Raw genomic sequence first — 21,389 nt, 5'->3', positions numbered from 1 at the left:
CTTGTAGTATAACTACAAGCTTGCTACATCCCTGGCCCCGCCAATAACAAGAGTCTTGCCCTTTGAACCTGTTGCAACATATCGCCCAGTCGCGCCACCTGTTACGCAAATCGGAGCTCAAGGTTGCCGATCACGTGCTGCTTGACCCTGCGGCTGTGATGCACAGTTCCATGGCCGACCTGGCCCATAGCGTGGGCATCAGCGAGCCGACCATCGTGCGCTTCTGTCGTGCCATTGGTTGCTCCGGGTTCCAGGACTTGAAACTCAAACTGGCCCAGAGCCTGGCCGCCGGTGCCAGTTTCGGGCAGTTTGCGATCCATGAAGACGACTCCGTTGCCGATTACAGCCTGAAAATCTTCGACACCACCTTGCACACCCTCATGGAAGTGCGCGAGAAGCTCGACCCGGTGGCGCTGCAAAAGGCCGTGACCGCCATGTCCCAGGCCCAGCGTGTCGAGTTCTATGGTTTCGGCGCCTCGGGCGCCGTTGCGGCGGATGCCCAGCATAAATTTTTCCGCCTGTTGCTGACGGCGGCGGCCTACAGCGACCCGCACATGCAGGCAATGTCGGCGGTGACCTTGAAGCCGACCGACGTGGCCATCTGCATCTCCCAGTCCGGGCGCTCCAAAGACTTGTTGATCACCGCCAACCTGGTGCGTGAAAGCGGCGCATCGCTGATCACCCTGTGTCCGAGCCAGACGCCGTTGGCGGAACTGTCCACGGTCAACCTGGCGATCGATGTGCACGAAGACACCGAGATCTACACCCCACTGACCTCGCGCATCGCCCACCTGGTGGTGATCGACGTGCTGGCCATGGGCGTGGCCATGGCGCGTGGGCCGAGCCTGGTCAACCACCTCAAGAGTGTGAAGCGCAGCTTGCGCAGCCTGCGGTTGTCGCCCAAATCCGTCAAAGCCCTCGACGACTGACTCAAGGTCTTACTCGGTCAAATTGGGGAGCGGCAGGCAAGCCAACTGCCACATGGGTTTTGCGCCCATTCAGGAAGATTCATCGTCCTGTAACCCCCGCGCCGCCAAACCGTCATCCCCCAGGGCCATCCTGTACTCCCCGTACTCGCATTGGGAGACTCCAAATGGCCCGTCCCTACGAAGACTGCAACAGCGCCGTAAAGACCCGTCGTCAGCAGGAAGACCAGCGCCGCATGGCGTTCCGTCGCGCAATCGAAGATCGCTGTGATCAGCGCCAACTGCTCCAGAGCATCAGTGACTACCCCGAGCTTCACTGGCAGGCACCCTCGGCTGCCCAGCGAAGCGCTCAGCCAGCACGCTGATCTGCGCCCGCTCGCTGCGGATAAAGCCCAGGAACGCATGGGCCACGGGTGACAGGCGCTTGGCCTTGGCCTGCACCAGGCACCAACTGCGGTACAGCGGCAATTCTTCCACCGGCAGCTCCTTGAGCCCGCCGGTGGCCAGCTCCAGGTTCAGGGCGTGACGCGTCAGTAGCGCTACGCCCAGGCCTGCCACCACGCATTCACGCTGCGCCTCGGCCGAGGCCACTTCCACCGTCTGGGTGAAGTGCACGCGTTTCTCCTTGAAGTACTCCTCGCAGGCCAGTCGCGTGCCGGAGCCCGGTTCGCGGATAAGCAGCGGGTAGGGCTCCAGGTCTTGCAGGCGCAGCGGGCCTTGCAGGCTCAAGGGATGATCGGGCAGGGCCACGGCGACGATCGGGTTGTTGAGAAACGGCAGGAATTCCAGGCCCATGTCCTGAGGCACCATGGACATGATCACCAGGTCATCACGGTTGTCGGAGAGGCGACGAATCACCTGCGCGCGGTTGACCACTGTCAGGTGCAACTGCACTTCGGGGTGTTGGCGCTTGAACGCGGCAAACAGATGCGGCACGAAGTATTTGGCGCTGGATTCGATCGCGAGCTTCAGCTGGCCCTGCAGCGAACCCTGCATGTCCGAGAGCTGCATATCAAGGTTTTCCAGGCGCCCGAAGATGTCACGACTGGCCCGTTGCAGGGCTTCGGCGGCCTCGGTCATATAGAGTTTTTTGCCGACATAATCGAACAGCGGCTGGCCGATCAGCTCCTCCAGTTGGCGAATCTGCAGGCTCACGGCCGGTTGCGTGAGGGACATTTCCTCGGCCGCCCGGCTGTAGGAGCGCAAATCACACACTTCATTGAAAATCTGCAATTGACGCAATGTCATACGCATCAATGACTTACGCATTTTAGAACTCCACTCGCCGCGGCTGGTCCGCCAACTATAAGTCTTTGCTTATGAGCGACCCAATAATTATTGATTTTTGTTAATCCCTCTGCGGGCTTAGTGTGTGTCTCGCGACTGTCATGAAACATTTAGTCACGCGCCGACCCGGCTTCAGCGGGTTGAAGAACGCAGCAATCGGCTCAAGGGAATTTCCAAGTGATAAAAAAGATCCTGATCGCCAACCGTGGTGAAATTGCCGTACGAATCGTGCGTGCGTGCGCCGAGATGGGCATTCGCTCGGTCGCGGTCTATTCCGACGCCGACCGCCATGCGCTGCACGTCAAGCGTGCCGACGAAGCCCACAGCATTGGTGCCGAGCCCCTGGCCGGTTACCTGAACCCGCGCAAGCTGGTGAACCTGGCCGTGGAAACCGGCTGCGATGCGCTGCACCCCGGCTATGGCTTCTTATCGGAAAACGCCGAATTGGCCGATATTTGCGCCGAGCGTGGGATCAAGTTCATCGGCCCCGCCGCTGAAGTCATCCGGCGCATGGGCGACAAGACCGAAGCCCGCCGCAGCATGATCAAGGCCGGTGTACCGGTGACCCCAGGTACCGAAGGCAACGTTGCCGACATCGCCGAAGCCCTGACCGAAGGCGACCGTATCGGTTACCCGGTGATGCTCAAGGCCACCTCCGGTGGTGGCGGTCGCGGTATTCGTCGTTGCAACAGCCGCGAAGAACTCGAACAAGCCTTCCCCCGCGTGATCTCCGAAGCCACCAAGGCCTTCGGTTCGGCGGAAGTGTTCCTGGAAAAATGCATCGTCAATCCCAAGCACATTGAAGCGCAGATCCTCGGTGACAGCTTTGGTAACGTGGTGCACCTGTTCGAGCGCGATTGCTCGATCCAGCGCCGCAACCAGAAGCTGATCGAAATCGCGCCCAGCCCGCAGCTGACCCCTGAACAGCGCGCCTACATCGGCGACCTGTCGGTGCGCGCGGCCAAGGCCGTGGGCTACGAGAACGCCGGCACCGTGGAGTTCCTGCTCGCCGAGGGCGAGGTGTACTTCATGGAGATGAACACCCGGGTGCAGGTGGAACACACCATCACCGAGGAAATCACCGGCATCGACATCGTCCGCGAGCAGATCCGCATCGCCTCCGGCCTGCCGCTGTCGGTCAAGCAGGAAGATATCCAGCACCGTGGCTTCGCGTTGCAGTTCCGTATCAACGCCGAAGACCCGAAGAACAACTTCCTCCCCAGCTTCGGCAAGATCACTCGTTACTACGCGCCCGGCGGCCCCGGCGTGCGTACCGACACGGCGATCTACACCGGCTACACCATTCCGCCGTTCTACGACTCCATGTGCCTGAAGCTGGTGGTGTGGGCGTTGACCTGGGAAGAAGCCATGGACCGCGGTCTGCGTGCCCTGGACGACATGCGCCTGCAAGGCGTGAAGACCACCGCCGCCTACTACCAGGAAATCCTGCGCAACCCGGAATTCCGCAGCGGTCAGTTCAACACCAGTTTCGTGGAAAGCCACCCTGAGCTGACCAACTACTCGATCAAGCGCAAACCCGAAGAGCTGGCCCTGGCCATCGCCGCCGCCATCGCCGCCCACGCGGGCTTATAAATAAGCAGCCGCCAGTTGCCAGCGGCAAGCTACAAGTAAAAGCAGATTGGCTTTTTCTTGCCGCTTGTAGCTTGAAACTTGCCGCTATGAGGAGTCCCGAATATGACTAAGAAGATCTTCGTAACCGACACCATCCTGCGCGACGCTCACCAATCGTTGCTCGCTACCCGCATGCGCACCGACGACATGCTGCCGATCTGCGACAAGCTCGACAAAGTCGGCTACTGGTCCCTGGAAGTCTGGGGCGGCGCGACCTTCGACGCCTGCGTGCGCTTCCTCAAGGAAGACCCATGGGAGCGTCTGCGCAAGCTGCGTGCTGCGTTGCCCAACACTCGCCTGCAGATGCTGTTGCGTGGCCAGAACCTGCTGGGCTACCGCCATTACAGCGATGACGTGGTCAGAGCCTTCGTCGCCAAGGCCGCCGTGAATGGTATCGATGTGTTCCGTATCTTCGATGCGATGAACGACGTGCGTAACCTGCGCGTAGCCATCGAAGCGGTCAAGGCGGCCGGCAAACATGCCCAGGGCACCATCGCCTACACCACCAGCCCGGTGCACACCGTCGAAGCGTTCGTGGCCCAGGCCAAGCAGTTGGAATCGATGGGCTGCGACTCGATTGCGATCAAGGACATGGCCGGCCTGCTGACCCCGTACGCCACCGGCGAACTGGTCAAGGCGCTGAAAGCCGAGCAGAACCTGCCGATCTTTATCCACTCCCACGACACCGCCGGCTTGGCTGCGATGTGCCAACTCAAGGCTATCGAAAACGGTGCCGACCACATCGACACCGCCATCTCCAGCTTCGCCTGGGGCACCAGCCACCCGGGCACCGAATCGATGGTTGCCGCCCTCAAAGGCAGCGAATTCGATACCGGCCTCGACCTGGAACTGCTGCAAGAGATCGGCCTGTACTTCTACGCCGTGCGCAAGAAATACCACCAGTTCGAAAGCGAATTCACCGCGGTCGACACCCGTGTGCAGGTCAACCAGGTACCGGGCGGGATGATTTCCAACCTGGCCAACCAGCTCAAAGAGCAGGGTGCGCTCAACCGCATGAGTGAAGTGCTGGCCGAAATTCCACGCGTGCGTGAAGACCTTGGCTTCCCGCCGCTGGTCACCCCGACCTCACAGATTGTCGGCACCCAGGCGTTCTTCAACGTGCTGGCCGGCGAGCGCTACAAGACCATCACCAACGAAGTGAAGCTGTACCTGCAAGGCGGCTACGGCAAGGCGCCGGGTACCGTGAACGAGCAACTGCGGCGCCAGGCCATCGGTAGCGAAGAGGTGATCGACGTGCGCCCAGCCGATCTGCTCAAGCCGGAAATGACCAAGCTGCGTGGCGAAATCGGCGCGTTGGCCAAGTCCGAAGAAGACGTGCTGACCTACGCCATGTTCCCGGACATCGGGCGCAAGTTCCTTGAAGAGCGCGATGCCGGCACCCTGGCCCCTGAAGTGCTGTTGCCGATTCCTGAAGCGGGCGGCGTGGCACGTGCCGGTGGCGAAGGCGTACCGACCGAGTTTGTCATCGACGTGCATGGCGAGAGCTACCGCGTCGACATTACCGGTGTCGGCGTGAAGGCCGAAGGCAAGCGTCATTTCTACCTGTCCATCGACGGCATGCCGGAAGAAGTGGTGTTCGAACCGCTCAACGAGTTCGTCGGGGGCGGCAGCAGCAAGCGCAAGCAGGCCAGCGAGCCAGGCCATGTCAGCACCGCGATGCCGGGCAATATTGTCGATGTGCTGGTCAAGGAAGGCGACGTGGTCAAAGCCGGCCAGGCCGTGCTGATTACCGAAGCCATGAAGATGGAAACCGAAGTGCAGGCCGCGATTGCCGGCAAGGTGACCGTTGTTCATGTGGCCAAGGGCGACCGGGTCAACCCTGGCGAAATCCTGATTGAAATCGAAGGCTGATACAGCCTTCGACACCACTGTTTAATCCTCGGGGGAGCGGGTGCTCCCCTTTTTTTGCCTGACGATCAGGCATTCACTGCCTCAGAACGCCATTGCCCACTGCCCCGTCAACCCTTGGTTGCGGCTGTGGCTACCGAAGTCGGCGGTGTAGGCCAGGCCCACGCTGTGTTCAGCCGACAGCGCTACATCCAGGCCAGTGCGCAGCGCCAGGCTGTTACGGTCCAGGGAGGTGCCGCCGATGGTGAATTCACTGTTGAAGTCCTCGCGGGCTTCCCAGGCAGAGGATTGGCGCACACGGCTGCTGACGTCGCCATACAGATGCTTCCAGCTGGTGCTCAGGTGCGGTTTGAGGGTTATTTGGTTGCCCAGCGTAAAGTCGTGGGTCAAGCGAACGCCCAAGGTGCTGCTGAGATTTTCCTGGGTCTGCGCTCCGACGTTCAGCGCGCTGTAACCGCCTTTTTCCTGGAAGCGCTCGCGGTGATAACGCTGAAACCCGATGCCGGCAACCGGCTCGATGCGCAAGCCGCCGCTGTCGAACTGATAGCCCAGTTCAGCGAATGCGTTTTGGCTTTGGGCGTTGTACTTGCCTGTGAGGTGTTCGCGGTAATTGATGAAGTCGAAATCGACATCGCGTGTGTTTTGCCCGGTATGGCGGCTGTACAGCGCGCCCAGGCGTAACGCCAGGGGCCCGTCCTGGCGTACCGCATAAGCGCCCAGGTGCCAGCTGTCCAACTCGCCCTTGAAGCGCCTGGCGTTGAGATCGCTGCCCGACTTGCCGCCCACCACGCCGATGCGCCAGGCGTGGTCGATTGACCAGTCGGCACCCAGTAAAAGCCCTTGGCCGCGCTGGTTCAGGCCGGCGCTGCCGTGCCGGGCATCGAGGTGGCCGGCACTGCCCAAGGCCTGCACCCACACACGAGCGCCCTCGGCGGTATCGTTATCCACCTGACGTATCGCCGACAGCAGGCTGGCGTTCAGCTGTTTCAGGCTGTTTTGGGTGGCAGTGCCCAGGTTGGCGTTCTGGCTGCCAGCCAATTGTTCAAGCACCGCACCCACGCGGCCCGGTTCCAGGCTTCCCAGATACAGGCCGTAATTTTCAAGTTGAGACTGTTCCCACTCGCTCAGTTCACCCGATGCCAGCAGTGCATCCACAGCCGAGTCCAATACGCGTGCCACGCTCAGGCCATTGCGGCTGGTGGCATGGTCGGCGAAGTAGAAGTCTCCGGGTGCCGGAATGGCCGGCTCGAAACGCGTTTTCTCGCTGTTCATCTCGGCCTGGTCAAGCCACTCGCTGTCTGGCTCCATGTCGCCACGTGCCTGAGCGTATTGAGCACCGGCGGCCCCCAGCGTCAGGGTGATAGCCAGTGCGAGTTGTTTCTGTATAAACGCCATCTAAACCCACCTCTTGATATATGAGGCGGTGGAATTTAGCGGGGGGCTGGAGGGATAACTGTCAGGCCAGGTACGCCTCGTTTGCGGGAGATGTCTCTAGTCTGCTGCGATTAAAACCTCAGCCCATTGGCGCGGTCGGGTTGAGATCGGGTGTTACTCTCATGACCTTCATCCACGCCTTACATAGCCCTTGCCGTAATGCCGCTCCAGACGTGCCTGGATCAACTCCAGCCCCAGGGACATGACCCAGTAGATGATCGCAGCCGTTGTCAGCATCTCGATGTAGCGATAGCTGGAACGACCGTAGGATTGCGCGAGGAACATCACTTCCCATACCCCCATCACCGAGATCAGCGACGAGTCTTTAAGCATGGAGATGAACTGGTTGGTGGCGGGTGGAACAATGGTGCGCATGGCCTGGGGCAGGGTGACGTGCCAGAAGATCGCACTGTCGCGCATGCCCAGGGCCAGGGCGGCTTCGCGTTGACCCTGGGGCACACCCAGGATACCGGCGCGGAAAATCTCGCTCAGGTAAGCGCCATAGTTCAGCGACAACGCGATGATTCCGGCGACGATGGCACCGGGCACCAGGCCCAGTTGCGGCAGGCCCAGGTAGATCAACAGGATCTGGATCAGCAGCGGCGTACCGCGAAAGAATGAGGCGTAGAAGCTGGCGATACCAAAGGCCACGGCGCTTTTCGACAAGCGCCCGAGGGCAGTGATAAAGCCCAGCAGCGATGAAGCGAGCATCGAACACAGGCACAAGAACACCGTCAGCGCAGCGCCTTGCAGGAAGCCATTGGGTGCCAGGTGAACGCCAACCAGATTGGGCAGCTTGTCGAGGATGATCGAGAACTTCAGATCAAAGCTCAGGAAGAAGCTGGCAAACAGGGCGAACAGTGCCGCCCAGGTCAGGTAAAGCCGTGTGCGAAAGCCCAGCAGGCGGTGCAGTAAGGGGGGTTGGACGGTGTCATCGGCTGATATCGGCGCCGATCCACTTTTGCGACAGTTTGCTCAAGGTGCCGTCCTGTTTGAGCTGGGCAAACACCTCGCGCACTTTGCTGTCCCACGCGGCGTCGCCTTTCTCGATGGCCACCGAGTTCGGCTCCGAGTACAGCGGCTCGCCAGCCAGCTTGAAGCGCTTGTCCTGGGTCAGGCGCGGCTGCGCGGTGACCAGGTTGGTGAGGATCGCGTCCAGACGCACGCCCGCGCCCAGGCCGAGGTCTTGAAAGGCCACGTTGTCGGTGTCGTACGGGGCGATCTGCACGTTCTCGAAAGGGTATTGCAACGGGGTGTCTTCGGCGCCTTCGATCACCAGGTTCTTGTTCAGGTAGCTTTCATAGCTGGAGGCGCTGGTGAGGCCGACTTTCTTGCCGCTCAGGTCCTTGGCGGCGTGGATGCGATCGTCCTTGGCATTGACCACGATCACCGCCGGGGAGGCGTAGTACTCCACCGGGAAGTCGAACACCTCGGCGCGCGCCTTGCTCGGGGTCATGGAGCAGATGCAGATGTCGTAGCGCCCGCTCCAGCGGCCGGCGGCGATCACGTCCCACGAGGGGGTTTCCAGGCGCAGCTTCACACCCAACTTTTGCGCCACGGCCTTGGCCACGTCCACATCGAAGCCGTCGAGCTGGTTCTGGTCATTGAGGAACGAGAACGGCGGATAGCTTTCCATCAGCACGCCCACCAGTTCCTTTTTCTGTTCGATGCGGTCCAGCGTGGCACCCCCAAAGGCCTGGGTGGACGCGGCCAGTGTCATCAGGCACAGGGCCACTAACGGTTTAAGTTTCAAGCAGCGCACCTTTAGAAAAAAGAGTTGGTATGAATCGAATTGAACGTATTAAATAGTTATAAGAACGACTCTCATAGTGAGTTATTTTCATAAGCTTATGAGTAAAAGGCATATGGGCGCAGAAACAGTAATTCTCGATGGTGGCATGGGCCGTGAACTGCAACGCCGTGGCGCGCCGTTCCGCCAGCCGGAGTGGTCGGCGCTGGCCTTGAGCGAGGCGCCGCAGGCGGTAGAAGCGGTGCACGCTGCTTATATCGACAGCGGTGCCAACGTGATCACCAGCAACAGTTATGCGGTGGTGCCCTTTCACATCGGTGAAGCACGGTTTGCGGCAGAGGGCCAGGCCCTGGCGGCGTTGGCGGGGGAGTTGGCGCGACGGGCTGTGACGGCTTCGGGCAAAAATGTGCGCGTCGCCGGCTCACTGCCGCCGCTGTTTGGCTCCTACCGTCCTGACCTGTTTGAAGCGCAGCGCGCAGCAGAGTTGCTGGCACCGCTGGTGCAGGGGTTGGCGGCCCATGTCGACCTGTGGCTGGCGGAAACCCAGAGTTCCATCGTCGAGGCGCGGGCGATCAAGGCGGGTCTGCCTCAGGACGGCAAGCCATTCTGGCTGTCGTTTACCTTGAAAGATGAAGACACCGACGACGTCCCGCGCCTGCGCTCCGGCGAGCCGGTGGCGGACGCCGCCGAGGCGGCTGCGCAGTTGGGCGTGCAGGTGTTGCTGTTCAACTGCAGCCAGCCGGAAGTGATCGGTGCCGCCATCGATGCCGCGCGCCAAACCTTCGAGCGACTGGGCGTCGCGATCCAGATCGGCGCCTACGCCAACGCCTTCCCGCCGCAACCCAAGGAAGCCACGGCCAACGACGGCCTGGACCCGCTGCGCGAGGACCTCGACCCACCTGGCTATCTGCACTGGGCGGCCGATTGGCAAAAGCGCGGCGCCAGTCACCTGGGCGGTTGCTGCGGGATCGGGCCGGAGCATATTGCCGTGCTGGCCGAGAAACTGAGGGGCTGAGCCACCGCAGTTCAAAAATGTGGGAGCCGGTTTGCTCGCGAAAGCAGTGTCTCAGTCAACTTGAAACCGACTGACACGGCGCATTCGCGGAGCAAGCCCGCGCAGGTGTCAGGTGCCTGTTGTGAGGTCTACGCCCGGCATTCGGCCAGCGTTTTCAGTTGCCCCGAACCGCTCTGATTCGCCTCCGACAACCATTCCTCAAAGGCCGCCCCCACCGCTGGCCATTCCCCATCCAGGATCGAATACCACGCGGTGTCGCGGTTCTGCCCCTTCACCACCATGTGCTGGCGGAACACCCCCTCAAAACTGAACCCCAGCCGCTCGGCTGCATATTTGGAGCGGGCATTGCCGTTGTTGCACTTCCATTCCAGGCGGCGGTAGCCCTGTTCGAACGCGTACTTGGCCAGCAGGTACACCGCTTCCGTGCTTTTCGGTGAACGCTGCATCGGCGCGCCGAAGGTGACGTGGCCGATTTCGATACGGCCCTGGGCCGGGACGATGGACATCAGGCTGAGAATGCCCTGCACTTGGCTGCTGGCGCGGTCGACCACGCAGAAGAAGTATGGGTCGCTATTGGCCGCGTGGTTGTTCAACCAGGCATCGAAGGCGGCGCGCTCGGCAAACGGGCCGTAGGGCAAGTAGTCCCACAGCTTGGGGTCGGCACCGGGGCCTTCGAGGGCTTGCCACAACTGATCGGCGTGGCGTGCGGGGTCGAGTTTCTCCAGGCGGATGAAGCGCCCTTCGAGCAGGTGCGCGGTGGGCGCCGGGGCACCTTTCCAGTCGGCGAGGGAAGTGGTCATGCTGTGCTCCTTAAAGGCCTTTGCGAAATTGGATGAAGCCTGGGCGTTCGGCGATGCGTTCGTACAGCCGGATCGCCGTGGCGTTGGTCTCGTGGGTCAGCCAGTGCACCTTGCAGCAGCCGTCGGCCTTGGCGGTGGCGTAGACGAACTCGATCAGTTTGCGGCCCACGCCGGTGCCGCGTTGGGCCGGGTCCACCAACAGGTCTTGCAGGTAGCAGGAATTCTCGATGCTCCAATTGGAACGGTGGTAGATGAAATTGACCATGCCCACCGCCTTGCCATCCTGCCAGGCCAGCGCGGAGTGGGTCGGTTCGCTGGCATCGATCAGGCGTTGCCAGGTGCTTTGGCTCACCGCGTCCGGCAACTCGGTGTTGTAGAACCTCAAGTACGCCTGCCACAGCGGCAGCCACGCCGCGTGGTCGGCGGCGGTGACCGGGCGGATGTCGATCTGGCTCATTCTGAAACTCCTTGGGGAATAAAACGCGCGAGGGTCTGGTCGCGTACGTCCTGGCTGGCAGCCAAACCTTCGCGCACACCGGCGATGTCCGCCGCGCTGCGGTTCTGGCTGAGTTTGCGCTTGCCGATCAAGCGATCCATCGGCAGGGCGAAACCGACAATCGCCTTGAGCATGCCCTCGATATAGTCGGCCGGAGCATCGCTGACGGCCCAGGGTTGGGCGCGACCGGCTTCGTGCCGATCAGTCAGGGCGCTGACCAGGGTGAGCAGGCGCTCGGCATCGGTGAACACCTCGGCCTTGCCGTATGCGTGGACGGCCATGTAGTTCCAGGTCGGCACCACTTTGCCGTGTTCCGCCTTGGCCGGGTAGAACGCCGGGCTGATATAGGCCTCGGCGCCCGCAAAGATCACCAGAGCGTCGCTGCCATTGCGCAAGTCATGCCATTGCCGATTGGCTTTGGCCAGGTGCCCATAAAGCGTGCCATTGGGCCCTTCATCGGGGTTGAGCAGCAGCGGCAAGTGGCTGGCCTGCAGGCCTTGTTCGCCAAAGGTCACCAACTGCGCCAGGCGCGTGTGCTGGATCAGTTGCTGGATTTCGGGCAAGTCGTCGAGGGCGAAGGCGCGTGGTGTGTACATGAATATTTTCCTTGGCGAATGCCAGCATCCTAGGCAGGCTAATGGTTCGTTGTAAGAGCCATCTAACGCTCATTTCATAGGTCCAATTCCGTGCCGACCCTCCAACCTCCGTTGTCGTTCAACCCTGCCGGTATCGAGCTGGATCGCCGCCAGGGGCTCACTCGCCAGCTCTACCAGGCGCTGCGCCAGCGGGTACTGGACGGGCGCCTGGTCAGTGGCACGCGGTTGCCGGCCAGCCGCGATCTGGCGGCGGCTTTGGCGATTTCCCGCAACAGCGTGGTGCGGGCCTACGATCAGCTATACGCCGAAGGGTTTATCGAAGGGCGGGTCGGCGACGGTACCTATGTGGCGCAATTGCCGACAACCGAAGACCTAGGCAAAAAACTATCCACAAAAGTATCCACAGGGTTTTCAACAGGCTTATCCCCAGGTTTATCCACAAAACGTCCCTTTTCAGTGGGCGATTCCATCCAGGAAGTTATCCACAGCCCGGCCCTGGGCCGCTTGCAAAGCAACCATTTGCCTCTGCCTCCCGGCGGCCCACCACGGGCGTTTCGGGTCGGCGTACCCGCATTCGATCTGTTCCCGTTCGACGTCTGGGCCAAGCTGAATGCGGCTTTCTGGCGCAAGCCGGACTTGCAGCAACTCTGCTATGGCAACCCGGCAGGGGATGAGCGCTTACGTGGCCTGATTGCGGCCTACTTGCGCAGTTCGCGGGGCATGCAGTGCACGGCTGAACAAATAGTGATCACCTGCGGCGCGCAACAGGCGATAAGCCTTTGTGCACAGTTGCTGGTGACGCCAGGGGACACGGTGGCTGTGGAAAACCCAGGCTATCGGGCGGCCGGGCATGCCTTTGCGATTGCGGGCGCGCAACTCCAGGGTGTGGCGGTGGACAACGACGGCATCGACTGCGCCGCCCTCAATGCGCTCGATGATTGCCGCCTGGTCTACGTCACGCCGTCCCATCAGTACCCTACCGGCGTGGTCATGAGCCTGGCCCGGCGCCTGGAGTTGCTGGCGTGGGCCGAGCGCACGGGCGGCTGGATCATTGAAGACGACTACGACGGCGAGTACCGCTACAGCGGCGCGCCGCTGGCGCCGTTGGCCGCACTGGATCGCAGTGGGCGGGTGTTGTACGTCGGCACCTTCGGCAAAGTGGCTTTTCCGGCGCTGCGCCTGGGCTACCTGGTATTGCCCCGCAGTTGTGTGGAGGCGTTTACCCGGCGCCGCGCGGTGGACGTGAGGCACTCGGAGGTCAGCACGCAAGCGGTGATGGCGGAGTTTATGGCGGCAGGGCATTTCCAGCGCCACATCCGGCGCATGCGCCGCGCCGCGTTGAGCCGGCGTAACGCCTTGCTGGCCGGCTGGCCGGCTGAAATACCGGGCGTGGGCAGCCTGCCCAGCGTCGCGGCGGGACTGCACCTCACGGTTCGGGTAGACAGTCTGGCCCGCGAGCAGCAACTGCTGGCCCAGGCCCGTGCGGTCGACGTCGAGGTCAATGGCTTGAGCAGCTATTGGCTGCCGGGCTCCAGCACTGCGCCGGATCAACGCGCCGGCCTGGTGCTGGGGTTCGCGGCAGTGCCCGAGATCGCTATCGGTGAAGCGTTGGCACGCTTGCGCAGGGCCTGGCAACTCGAAGCCTGAAGCGCCGGGTCAGCGTCGGGAGGGCTCCAATTTCAGGAATTCAGCCTGCAACAGCGGGTCAGTGAGTTTGCGCAGCTGGTTGTCCCAAGGGGTGCGGGTGGACAAGGCTTGCCGGGTCTCGTCGGAGAACTGCTGCAAGTGTTGCTCGGCGATTTTCAGGTGCGCGGCGCTAAAGCGGGAGGCCGGGGTGGTGAGCGCCGGGTAGTGAAAGTGCGCCAGCCACAGGGGTTGGTCGCGGTTGGCAGTGTCGAGAATCTGATACTCCTGGAAATAATCCTGGTATTGGCGGGTTTTGATTCGGCCGGCGTCGTTACGCACCAACCGAACCTGGCCGTGCTCCAGCAACCAGTGAAAGTCTGCCTGGCGCGGCTTGCGGGCCTTGAGCATCTTCGCGCGCAGGGCGATACCTTCGCGTCGCATCCGGGTGGCGCCTTCGCGCAACTCCGTCGGCAATAACGTGATCGGCAGCAGCTTATTTTTCCGTTGAGCGTCGGCATCCAGCCTATCGATGATGTCGGCGGCCTGCTCCAGCCGCGTGGCTTGCTGCTCGAGAATATCCTGCATGTCCACCGGGACACGTTTGGGCCTGAGCGCATCCTGCTGCGTTCGCTGGATAAACCCGTGGATGTCCAGGCTCAGGTCCAGCGCGGCGCGCACCGCCTCGGTGTAGTCGCTGCTGGGTATCGCCGGGCGGGGAGGTCTGGGTTGGATCACGCCCAAGGGTTCCTGTTTAGGCGTATCACTGGGCTTGGCCGGCAAGTCGCGAGGCCGGGTTTTGCTGACGCTGACCTTGGCACGCGAGCGTGACGGCCCTGCAATGGCGGGCTTTCCAGGCCGGCTTGTGAGTTGTTCGGTCTGTGAGAGCAGCTCGTTGAGTCTCGTCTGCGTCAACGCTTGAAACTCGCCCACCAGGGTTTTAAGGCGCAACAGTTGGGCGGGCTCTACCAGCTCGGGAAAATCCACAGGCAGCTCGTCGATACGCTGGCTGACGCTGACGTATTCATCAAGGATATTGAGCAAGCGTTCGCCGCGTTCTTCAGGCACGGGCTGTACGTCGGTTTCGCGCACCATCAGGGCCATTTCTTTGCTGGCCTGCGCGGCACGCTCCACCACAAAACCCACGGCTGTGCGCGCCTCTTCCATGTTTGCCGCGGCTTGTTCTCGCACGCAGAGCTCGAGCATCGTCGACATTTCGTTGGTCTTGAAATCCCACTGAGTGAAGCGCGGTCCCAGGGCGTTCAACCGCTCGGCCGCAATGATGCCTGCCGCGCCCACCGCCGGTAGAAGCTCGAGTGACTGGTTCAAGCCTGTCAGCCGGGTCGTCATGGAATTACCCAGCTCGGTCATGCGTGTGATGTTGCCCACCAGCACCGGCATCTCGACCGTTTCGTCACCCAGGCTGAGCATCACCTGTGTCATGGCCTCTACATAGCGATTGCGTTGGACTGACAGCCACAGGTTGAGGTGCTTGTGGTGTTCGGCGCTCAAGCGGAACAACTCTTGGGCATAGCCCAACGTCCCGCCAGCTTCGCGCCATGCTTGCAGTTGAGTCAGCGATTGCTGGTAAAGCTCTGCCAGGGCATCGAGCTGGTCCAGGTAGCGCTGTTCTGATGAGGGGTCTTGACCGGAGGTGAATTGCTTACGCGCGGTACTTAACTCTTGCTGCGCGCCGGCTTCCTGTTCGCGCAGGGTCTTGAGCTGTTGCTCCAGCACCTGTCGACGTTGCGTCTTGGCCAGCCGTGACGCCCTGAGTTGGCTTTTCAGGCTTCGGCCGCTGCCCAGCAAACGCAGTTCGGTATTGATATGCCACGTTTCGTTGTCGTGATGAACCAGCCGGGGGCCACTGCGGGATGGGTGCTGAGGGTTACGGATCAGGATAGTTTCATCGGCGTCTTCGATCACCTCGAACCAGCGTTGCTCGACCTGGGCGAAGGCTTTGTTGTGCAACTGATACAGCGGTGGAATGGTCGGTGAGGCGACGGTGCTGAGCTGCGGATCGTTGAGGTCCGGTGGCGTGACCTTGAGGGTGTCGAGGAAGCTGTCCAGTTGTTCGGGCGTACGCCGTGGCACCGAGCCGTCCAGGGCGATGGTCGCGTATTCGCTGTGGGGCAACTCGCCGTCGGCGGCAAGGGTGGGTAACACCGTGAGCGCGGGATTGGTGACGGGCGAGGCGGGTTTGGTGGCGATGAGCTTCTCGGCTACGGTCCCGGTCTGGCGGCGCTGGTTGGCGTGATGGATCAGGAGTATCGCCAGGGCCATCAGTACATCTCCCACCCGTGTCCATTCCACCAACGTATTGCCTTGCTGGTGAGCGTCGAGGGCTTGCTGGACTTCATTGATGGCCTGCCAGGCCCAGACCGCCGCGCCGGCATAGCCATTCAAGAAACCCGACGCGGCATTGAACACCGCCCAGCCGCTGTCTTGCAGCAGCGCCCAGCGCCTCTCGGCATTGGACAGCGATTGGCGATCAGCCAGCTCGATCATGGCCAGGGTATTGGCGTCATAGAAGGCCGCAAATACATCGCCGGTCAGCTCCGTGGTCAACAGGAACACCGGCCCCGACCACTCCAGCAGGCTCAACGGCTCCGACAGGTTTTGCATGGCCAGCCACGGAGACGGCAAGCCAACCGGGAAGACATATTGTGAATAATTGAAGCTCAAGGCTCTATTCGGCAGCCAGGCGAGCACCGAGTCGCGTAACTCTCCGGGCTGATGCACGGCATACAACAGGTTCTGGAACGATTGGAACTGCAACAGCGGCCGCTCCATCAGCGGCCGGTAGAGCAGGCATGGGCCGTCATCCGGGTCCCTTGGACCAATCACGAACATGTTGAGGACGTTGTCGTTGGTGCTGCTGATGCGGTGTTGGGGGTACAGGGTCAGCGGCCTGACCACAATGGGGCGTCGACTGTCTTGGCCGGGCTGCAGCAGTGTATTGATATAGCCGTAGCCCTGTTCATCGACATCGCCCAGTTGCCGGACTTTGCATTCGAGCGCCAGCAACGGTAGCAGCGAGCGCAACTGACGCTGGTACATCTGCTTTTGCAGCGGGGCTTGAACCGGGTCATCGAGCAGTTTGCTTTTGATCAGTTGCGGGTACGCCTCACCGATGTTCACCTGCTTGGCGATGCCTGTCAGGTACTCCGGCGTCAGCCAGTCGGGAACGCTTTGGCCGTGCGTGAAGCGGATGCTGGCCAGGTACGGGGGCGAGTTGCTCAAGGCGTACTCACCCAGGGTCTGGGTATGGCGTTCAAGGGGGTTGGGCAGGACAAGCGCCCCCACCGTGAAGCTTTCGGTGCGCGTGATCTGCAGTGTGTCGAGCGGCAGGGTATCGGCGCTTTGCGTGGCCTTGTCGGCGATGATCGCCTCGCGCATTTTCTGTTGCGCAAAGGCATTGATCGATGGGATTTCGAACAGGTCACCATGCGCCTTGTTGCGCACGGCGCTCAGCTCGATCAAGTATTGGCTGTAGGCGTTCAGGTCTTGCACGGAAGCATCGCGCAACCACTCCGGGATCGCGGCGCGAAGCTTGTCGACGCGCGCCTGCACGACGGCATGGTGGGGGCTTGTCTGTGACAGGTCGAGGCTGAATACGTCCTGCGTCGCTTCCTTGAGATCGAGGGTCTCGATGGTTCGCAATTGCAGGTCGATCAGCGTCCAGGCCATATGATCGAAAAAGTTGCCCTCGGGCTCAACCAGACGCCAGGACAGTGGTTCCGAGGCCTGCGCGGGCACCAGTCGCTGGCGTATCAGATTGCTGAGGGTCTGCATGGAATCGAAGGTTTCATACCCGTACTCGACGGTATACATCAGCAGCACGTCGCGCTCGCGATAACGCCCCGCCATGACTGCTACACCGAGCAGCAGCATGTGTGTGAGCAGCGCCTGGCTTGAGCGGTCAACATCTATCAGGCACACCTTTATGTCGGCCATCTCGGGGCGATGGATATCGCGCTGCTGTTTGTCGGGATAGGCCGAGACAGCCTGGGCAATCGCGCAGGCATCGGCGTTCCAGTCTCCGATCGGCGCGACATTCAGGGCCCGTCTTAGCCCCTCGGACAACTGATGCCAATGCGGATCGCCCTGGCTGCTCGCGTTCCAGAACGCCAGTTGTTGCTCTTTGAATTCAAAGCTGAACACCGGCGCGAGCTCGTTGAGCAGGTTGGCAACCCGCTCAATGCTGACCTCCAGGTGAACGGGCGTTTGCGACAGCGGCGCATGGGCCAGAAAGTGCTCGCCTTCGACGTAGTTGGCCTGGGTTTTGTCCAGGAATTGGCGGAGCAGGACCTGGGTCAAGGTCTCGTAGGCCATCTCCTGGCAAAACAACTCGTCCTCGACAAGTGTCCAGAGTGGGGTCACCACCAGCGTGGTATCGGGGTCGAGGTCCAGGTTTGGATAAAGCGCCTTGAACTCTCGGGTCAACAACGCTTTGGCGACGTCCTGAATGCTCGGCCCGCCGCCGCCGAGAGCCTTGAGGAGCGTTTGCTGGCGCAGGGCGGCGGTGGGGGTGGCGGTTGTCGATGGTGAGGGGAGTGCGCTCATGGTTTTTCCTGGCTGTGATCGGCGCCAGCGGGCGGCGCCCTTGCGACGGAAAACTAACCAGGCGGGGCAGGCATCGGGTGGTGATTAGATAGCGCCGCGCAGGGCCAGGGAGGGTATAGGCTGCGCGGCGCCTGGGTTCAGGTGCCGGACTTGATCTTGGTCCAGGCCCGGGTTCTGGCACGCTCGGCCTTGCTGTCCAGCGGCTTCAAGGTATACAGCGTGGCCATCGCCGCCTCGGTGGGATACAGGTTGGGATTGTTACGAATGGCCAGGTCGACCAACTCGGTAGCGTCTTTGTTCGGGTTGGGGTAACCGACGAAATCGCTGATTGGCGCAATCACCTGAGGTTGCAGCAGGTAATTGATAAAGGCGTAGGCGTCCTGTGGGTTTTTCGCGCCCTTGGGAAGGGCGAGCATGTCGAACCAGATCGGCGCGCCTTCCTTGGGCAAGCGCATGTCCACGTGTACGCCGTTCTTGGCTTCCTTGGCACGGTTGGCGGCCTGGGAGAAGCTGCCGGAGTAACCCACGGCCACGCAGATGTCGCCGTTGGCGATGTCGGCCATGTACTTGGAGGAGTGGAAGTAGGTGATGTAGGGGCGGACCTTGAGCAGCAACGCTTCGGCTTTTTCATAGTCCTTGGGGTTGTTGCTGTTGGGGTCCAGGCCCAGGTACTGCAGGGCCAGCGGCAGGATTTCCGACGGCGAGTCGAGCAGGGCCACCCCGCATTGCTTGAGCTTGCTGATGTTCTCCGGCTTGAAGATCAGGTCCCAGCTGTCCACCGGTGCGTTTTCACCGAGTGCGGCCTTGACCTTGTCCGGGTTGAAGCCGATCAGGATGGTGCCGTACATGTAGGGCACGGCGAACTTGTTGCCGGGGTCGTTGGCCTCGATCAGCTTCATCAGCTTGGGGTCCAGGTGGTTCCAGTTCGGCAACTGGCTGCGGTCCAGGGGCTGGAACACGCCGGCCTCGATCTGCTTGGCCAGGAACATGTTGGACGGCACCACCACGTCGTACCCGGAGTTGCCGGCCAGCAGCTTGGCTTCCAGGGCTTCGTTGGTATCAAAGATGTCGTAGATCAGTTTGGTCTGCGGGTTTTGCGCCTTGAAGTCCTCCAGCGCCTTGGGCGTGATGTAGTCGAACCAATTGTAGACCCGCAGGGTTTTTTCCTCGGCATGGGCTGCGCTGCCGAAAACGGCTGCGCAGAGGACGAGTGACTTGAGCATGTTCATTGGGCGTATCCCTCAAAACCTTCGAGAACGTTGACGGCGTTGATGCCGATTTCTTCCACGGCGTAACCGCCTTCCATCACAAACAGCGTCGGCTTGCCCAGGCGTGCGATGCGTGCGCCCATCGCCAGGTAGTCGGGGCTGTCGAGCTTGAACTGCGAAATAGGGTCGTCCTTGAATGTGTCCACGCCCAGGGACACGACGATGACGTCGGCGCCATAACGCTCGATTTGCCCGCAGGCTTGATCCAGCGCCGCACTCCAGGGCTCCCAGCCCGAGCCGGCCGGCAAAGGGTAGTTGAAGTTGAAACCTTCGCCGGCGCCTTCGCCCAGCTCATCGGCATAGCCCAGGAAAAACGGAAATTCTGCCTCGGGGTCGCCGTGAATCGAGGTAAACAGCACATCGCTGCGCTGATAGAAAATCGACTGGGTGCCATTACCGTGGTGGTAATCCACATCCAGGATCGCGACCCGCGTATGGCCTTGGTCGAGAAATGCCTGGGCAGCGATGGCGGCGTTGTTGAGGTAGCAATAACCGCCCATCACATCGCTGGCCGCATGATGCCCCGGCGGGCGACACAGCGCGAAGGCCGCGGGTGCGCCTTGCTGGATCGCCTGTTGTGCGGTCAGCGCGACCTGGGCCGCGCTGTAAGCGGCTTGCCAGGTGCCGGCGGTGATCGGTGCGCCAGCGTCGAAGCTGTAATAGCCCAATTGCCCGTGCAGGCTGCTCGGTATCACCTGGCGCAACGTACGGGCGGGCCAGGTGTAGGGCAGCAGGTCACCGTCCTGACCGTAGGCGGTCCAGCGCTGCCAGGCGTCTTTGAAGAACGCCAGGTAGGCCGGGTCGTGAATGCGTTGCAGCGGTGCGAGGCCAAAATCCTGCGGGGCCTGCACCGGGCCCAGGTGGCGCTCCTTGACCCGTTGCAGGACGTGGTCGGCGCGCGACGGCATTTCGAAACACGGCATCAATTGCCCGTCCATCAATTCGCACCGGCCGTGGTGCAGATGATGATCGTGGGAATAGATCGTCAGCATCTTGTTGTTCTCCGCAGGCTGATTGGCATGCCTTGCAGTGTTGCGATGCGCCGGGTTCTGGAGAACGACAGGAGCGGCCAAAAGGGGATAAATGTGGCCAGAATATGTGTCCGCGGTGACGTCCCTGCCGGATGATCAGCTACGGAACTGGCTCGGCGTCACGCCACTCCAGCGCACAAAGGCGTGACGGAAGCTGGCGGTTTCGCTGAAGCCCAAGGCTTCGGCGATGCGGTAAATCGGCCATTCATCTTCAGCCAGCCACTGTTTGGCGCGTTCGAAACGCAACTCATCGAGCAGTTCCTGATAGCTGCAGCCCAACGCGTGCAGGTGGCGACGCAAGGTGCGCGGCGAGCAGTTCATCTGTAGCGCCAGGCCTTCCACACCCGGCGCGGCATGAAGTTGTGCGGCCAACAGCTGGCGGATACGCCCGAGCCACGCCTGGCGCCCGGTGAGTTCGGTGTTTTGTTTGCGGCAGCGCTCGACCATGGCGCGGTGGGTGACGGCGTCGGCCAACGGCAGGGGGTACGCCAGCCAGTGTCGGTCGAACGCAAAGGCATTGGTGCCGGCGTCGAAGTGCACCGGGCATGCGAAATGTTGACGGTAGTCGGCGGCATACTCCGGTGCAGGGTAATCGAACCGCGCGCCGCGCAGGGGCAGCGCGCGGCCCAGCAAGTCATTGCAGATGACGTTGAGCGACACCACGCAGAACTCGACATTGAAGGCTTTGAGCGCCGGGCTCTCGCAGTAATCGTCCGCGCGCAGCCAGAGCTGGTCGCCAGCTTCCTCCAGGCTCAGGCTGAACAGTGTTCCCAACAGCGCCGGGTAGCGCAGGGCCAGGCGCAAAGCGTCACCGAAGGTGGCACTGGTGAGCAAGGCATAGCCCAGCAAGCCATAGGACGACACGTGCATGCGCCGGCCCAGCTCCAGGCCGATGTCGCGGCGCAAGGCTACGGCATTGGCGCACACCTGCATTTCCTGCTGGGCGGTGATGCGGCTGTCGGCGCGGCTCAAGTCGATGCTGGCGATACCGCTGCCGGCCAGCAAGGCGTCACGTACCGTGCCCTCGGCGTTGAACGCGTTGAGTACCAGGGACACGGCATTCAGGGTGGTGAGGTGCGTGTGCAGCATGCTCGGT

General features: G+C 61.8%; 17 protein-coding genes. 6 read left to right on the top strand and 11 right to left on the bottom strand.

The window, feature by feature from the left end; genetic code table 11:
* Nucleotides 1–62 precede the first annotated feature (62 nt).
* Both hexR and AB4O05_RS04445 read left to right on the top strand, forming a co-directional pair.
* Nucleotides 63–929, top strand: a complete 867-nt coding sequence (gene hexR, locus AB4O05_RS04450) for a transcriptional regulator HexR (protein ID WP_003187110.1) — start codon at nucleotides 63–65, stop codon at nucleotides 927–929.
* Between the two features lie 164 nt (nucleotides 930–1,093).
* Nucleotides 1,094–1,291 carry a PA3496 family putative envelope integrity protein gene (locus AB4O05_RS04445; protein ID WP_460132725.1) on the top strand — a complete coding sequence of 66 codons (198 nt, stop codon included), beginning with the start codon at nucleotides 1,094–1,096 and terminating at the stop codon, nucleotides 1,289–1,291.
* Here AB4O05_RS04445 and AB4O05_RS04440 read toward each other — a convergent pair.
* On the bottom strand, nucleotides 1,221–2,195 hold the full coding sequence (locus AB4O05_RS04440; protein ID WP_460132727.1) for a LysR family transcriptional regulator: 975 nt from the start codon (nucleotides 2,193–2,195) through the stop codon (nucleotides 1,221–1,223). The two genes, AB4O05_RS04445 and AB4O05_RS04440, sit on opposite strands and share 71 nt — an antisense overlap.
* Before the next feature lie 195 nt (nucleotides 2,196–2,390).
* Here AB4O05_RS04440 and AB4O05_RS04435 point away from each other — a divergent pair, with 195 nt between their 5' ends.
* Together AB4O05_RS04435 and oadA are read left to right on the top strand one after the other, a co-directional pair.
* Nucleotides 2,391–3,806, top strand: coding sequence for an acetyl-CoA carboxylase biotin carboxylase subunit (locus AB4O05_RS04435; protein ID WP_010565910.1), 1,416 nt, complete (start codon nucleotides 2,391–2,393; stop codon nucleotides 3,804–3,806).
* A gap of 102 nt (nucleotides 3,807–3,908) precedes the next feature.
* On the top strand, nucleotides 3,909–5,717 hold the full coding sequence (gene oadA / locus AB4O05_RS04430) for a sodium-extruding oxaloacetate decarboxylase subunit alpha (RefSeq protein WP_460132729.1): 1,809 nt from the start codon (nucleotides 3,909–3,911) through the stop codon (nucleotides 5,715–5,717).
* An 81-nt stretch (nucleotides 5,718–5,798) separates the two neighbouring features.
* Here oadA and AB4O05_RS04425 read toward each other — a convergent pair whose 3' ends face one another.
* From AB4O05_RS04425 to AB4O05_RS04415, 3 genes are all read right to left on the bottom strand, one after another.
* Nucleotides 5,799–7,109 carry an autotransporter outer membrane beta-barrel domain-containing protein gene (locus AB4O05_RS04425; protein WP_460132730.1) on the bottom strand — a complete coding sequence of 437 codons (1,311 nt, stop codon included), beginning with the start codon at nucleotides 7,107–7,109 and terminating at the stop codon, nucleotides 5,799–5,801.
* A 168-nt stretch (nucleotides 7,110–7,277) separates the two neighbouring features.
* On the bottom strand, nucleotides 7,278–8,048 hold the full coding sequence (locus AB4O05_RS04420) for an amino acid ABC transporter permease (RefSeq protein WP_460137675.1): 771 nt from the start codon (nucleotides 8,046–8,048) through the stop codon (nucleotides 7,278–7,280).
* 31 nt (nucleotides 8,049–8,079) lie between these two features.
* Nucleotides 8,080–8,901, bottom strand: a complete 822-nt coding sequence (locus tag AB4O05_RS04415) for an ABC transporter substrate-binding protein (protein WP_460132732.1) — start codon at nucleotides 8,899–8,901, stop codon at nucleotides 8,080–8,082.
* 112 nt (nucleotides 8,902–9,013) lie between these two features.
* On the opposite strand from AB4O05_RS04415, the gene AB4O05_RS04410 reads away from it, so the two are divergent.
* The gene (locus AB4O05_RS04410; protein WP_460132734.1) at nucleotides 9,014–9,913 is read left to right on the top strand and encodes a homocysteine S-methyltransferase family protein; all 900 of its coding nucleotides are present in this window, start codon (nucleotides 9,014–9,016) and stop codon (nucleotides 9,911–9,913) included.
* Between the two features lie 128 nt (nucleotides 9,914–10,041).
* On the opposite strand, the gene AB4O05_RS04405 is transcribed toward AB4O05_RS04410, so the two are convergent.
* From AB4O05_RS04405 to AB4O05_RS04395, 3 genes are read right to left on the bottom strand one after another with little or no spacing between them, the layout of a single operon-like run.
* Nucleotides 10,042–10,713: a GNAT family N-acetyltransferase gene (locus tag AB4O05_RS04405; protein WP_460132736.1), complete on the bottom strand. Its 672-nt coding sequence runs from the start codon at nucleotides 10,711–10,713 to the stop codon at nucleotides 10,042–10,044.
* A 10-nt stretch (nucleotides 10,714–10,723) separates the two neighbouring features.
* Nucleotides 10,724–11,170 carry an N-acetyltransferase family protein gene (locus AB4O05_RS04400; protein ID WP_460132738.1) on the bottom strand — a complete coding sequence of 149 codons (447 nt, stop codon included), beginning with the start codon at nucleotides 11,168–11,170 and terminating at the stop codon, nucleotides 10,724–10,726.
* Nucleotides 11,167–11,805 (bottom strand): FMN-binding negative transcriptional regulator, encoded by a 639-nt coding sequence (locus AB4O05_RS04395; RefSeq protein WP_460132740.1) that lies wholly within the window; start codon nucleotides 11,803–11,805, stop codon nucleotides 11,167–11,169. Before AB4O05_RS04395 ends, AB4O05_RS04400 begins: the two co-directional genes overlap by 4 nt.
* 90 nt (nucleotides 11,806–11,895) lie before the next feature.
* On the opposite strand from AB4O05_RS04395, the gene pdxR reads away from it, so the two are divergent.
* A complete protein-coding gene (pdxR, locus tag AB4O05_RS04390; RefSeq protein ID WP_460132742.1) occupies nucleotides 11,896–13,452 on the top strand; it encodes a MocR-like pyridoxine biosynthesis transcription factor PdxR in 1,557 nt (518 codons plus the stop codon).
* A 9-nt stretch (nucleotides 13,453–13,461) separates the two neighbouring features.
* Here the strand turns inward: pdxR and AB4O05_RS04385 are convergent, their stop codons facing one another.
* The 4 genes from AB4O05_RS04385 to AB4O05_RS04370 form a co-directional block, all read right to left on the bottom strand.
* Complete coding sequence (locus AB4O05_RS04385) at nucleotides 13,462–17,994, bottom strand: hypothetical protein (protein WP_460132744.1); 4,533 nt, start codon at nucleotides 17,992–17,994, stop codon at nucleotides 13,462–13,464.
* Between the two features lie 137 nt (nucleotides 17,995–18,131).
* Nucleotides 18,132–19,223: a polyamine ABC transporter substrate-binding protein gene (locus AB4O05_RS04380; RefSeq protein WP_460132746.1), complete on the bottom strand. Its 1,092-nt coding sequence runs from the start codon at nucleotides 19,221–19,223 to the stop codon at nucleotides 18,132–18,134.
* Nucleotides 19,220–20,254, bottom strand: a complete 1,035-nt coding sequence (locus AB4O05_RS04375) for a histone deacetylase family protein (protein WP_460132748.1) — start codon at nucleotides 20,252–20,254, stop codon at nucleotides 19,220–19,222. The genes AB4O05_RS04380 and AB4O05_RS04375 overlap by 4 nt, the downstream gene beginning before the upstream one ends.
* Before the next feature lie 135 nt (nucleotides 20,255–20,389).
* On the bottom strand, nucleotides 20,390–21,382 hold the full coding sequence (locus AB4O05_RS04370; RefSeq protein WP_460132750.1) for an AraC family transcriptional regulator: 993 nt from the start codon (nucleotides 21,380–21,382) through the stop codon (nucleotides 20,390–20,392).
* Nucleotides 21,383–21,389: the final 7 nt, after the last annotated feature.

The organism is Pseudomonas sp. S1_G07, assembly GCF_054668565.1.
This window is presented reverse-complemented; position numbering and strand designations above follow the sequence as displayed.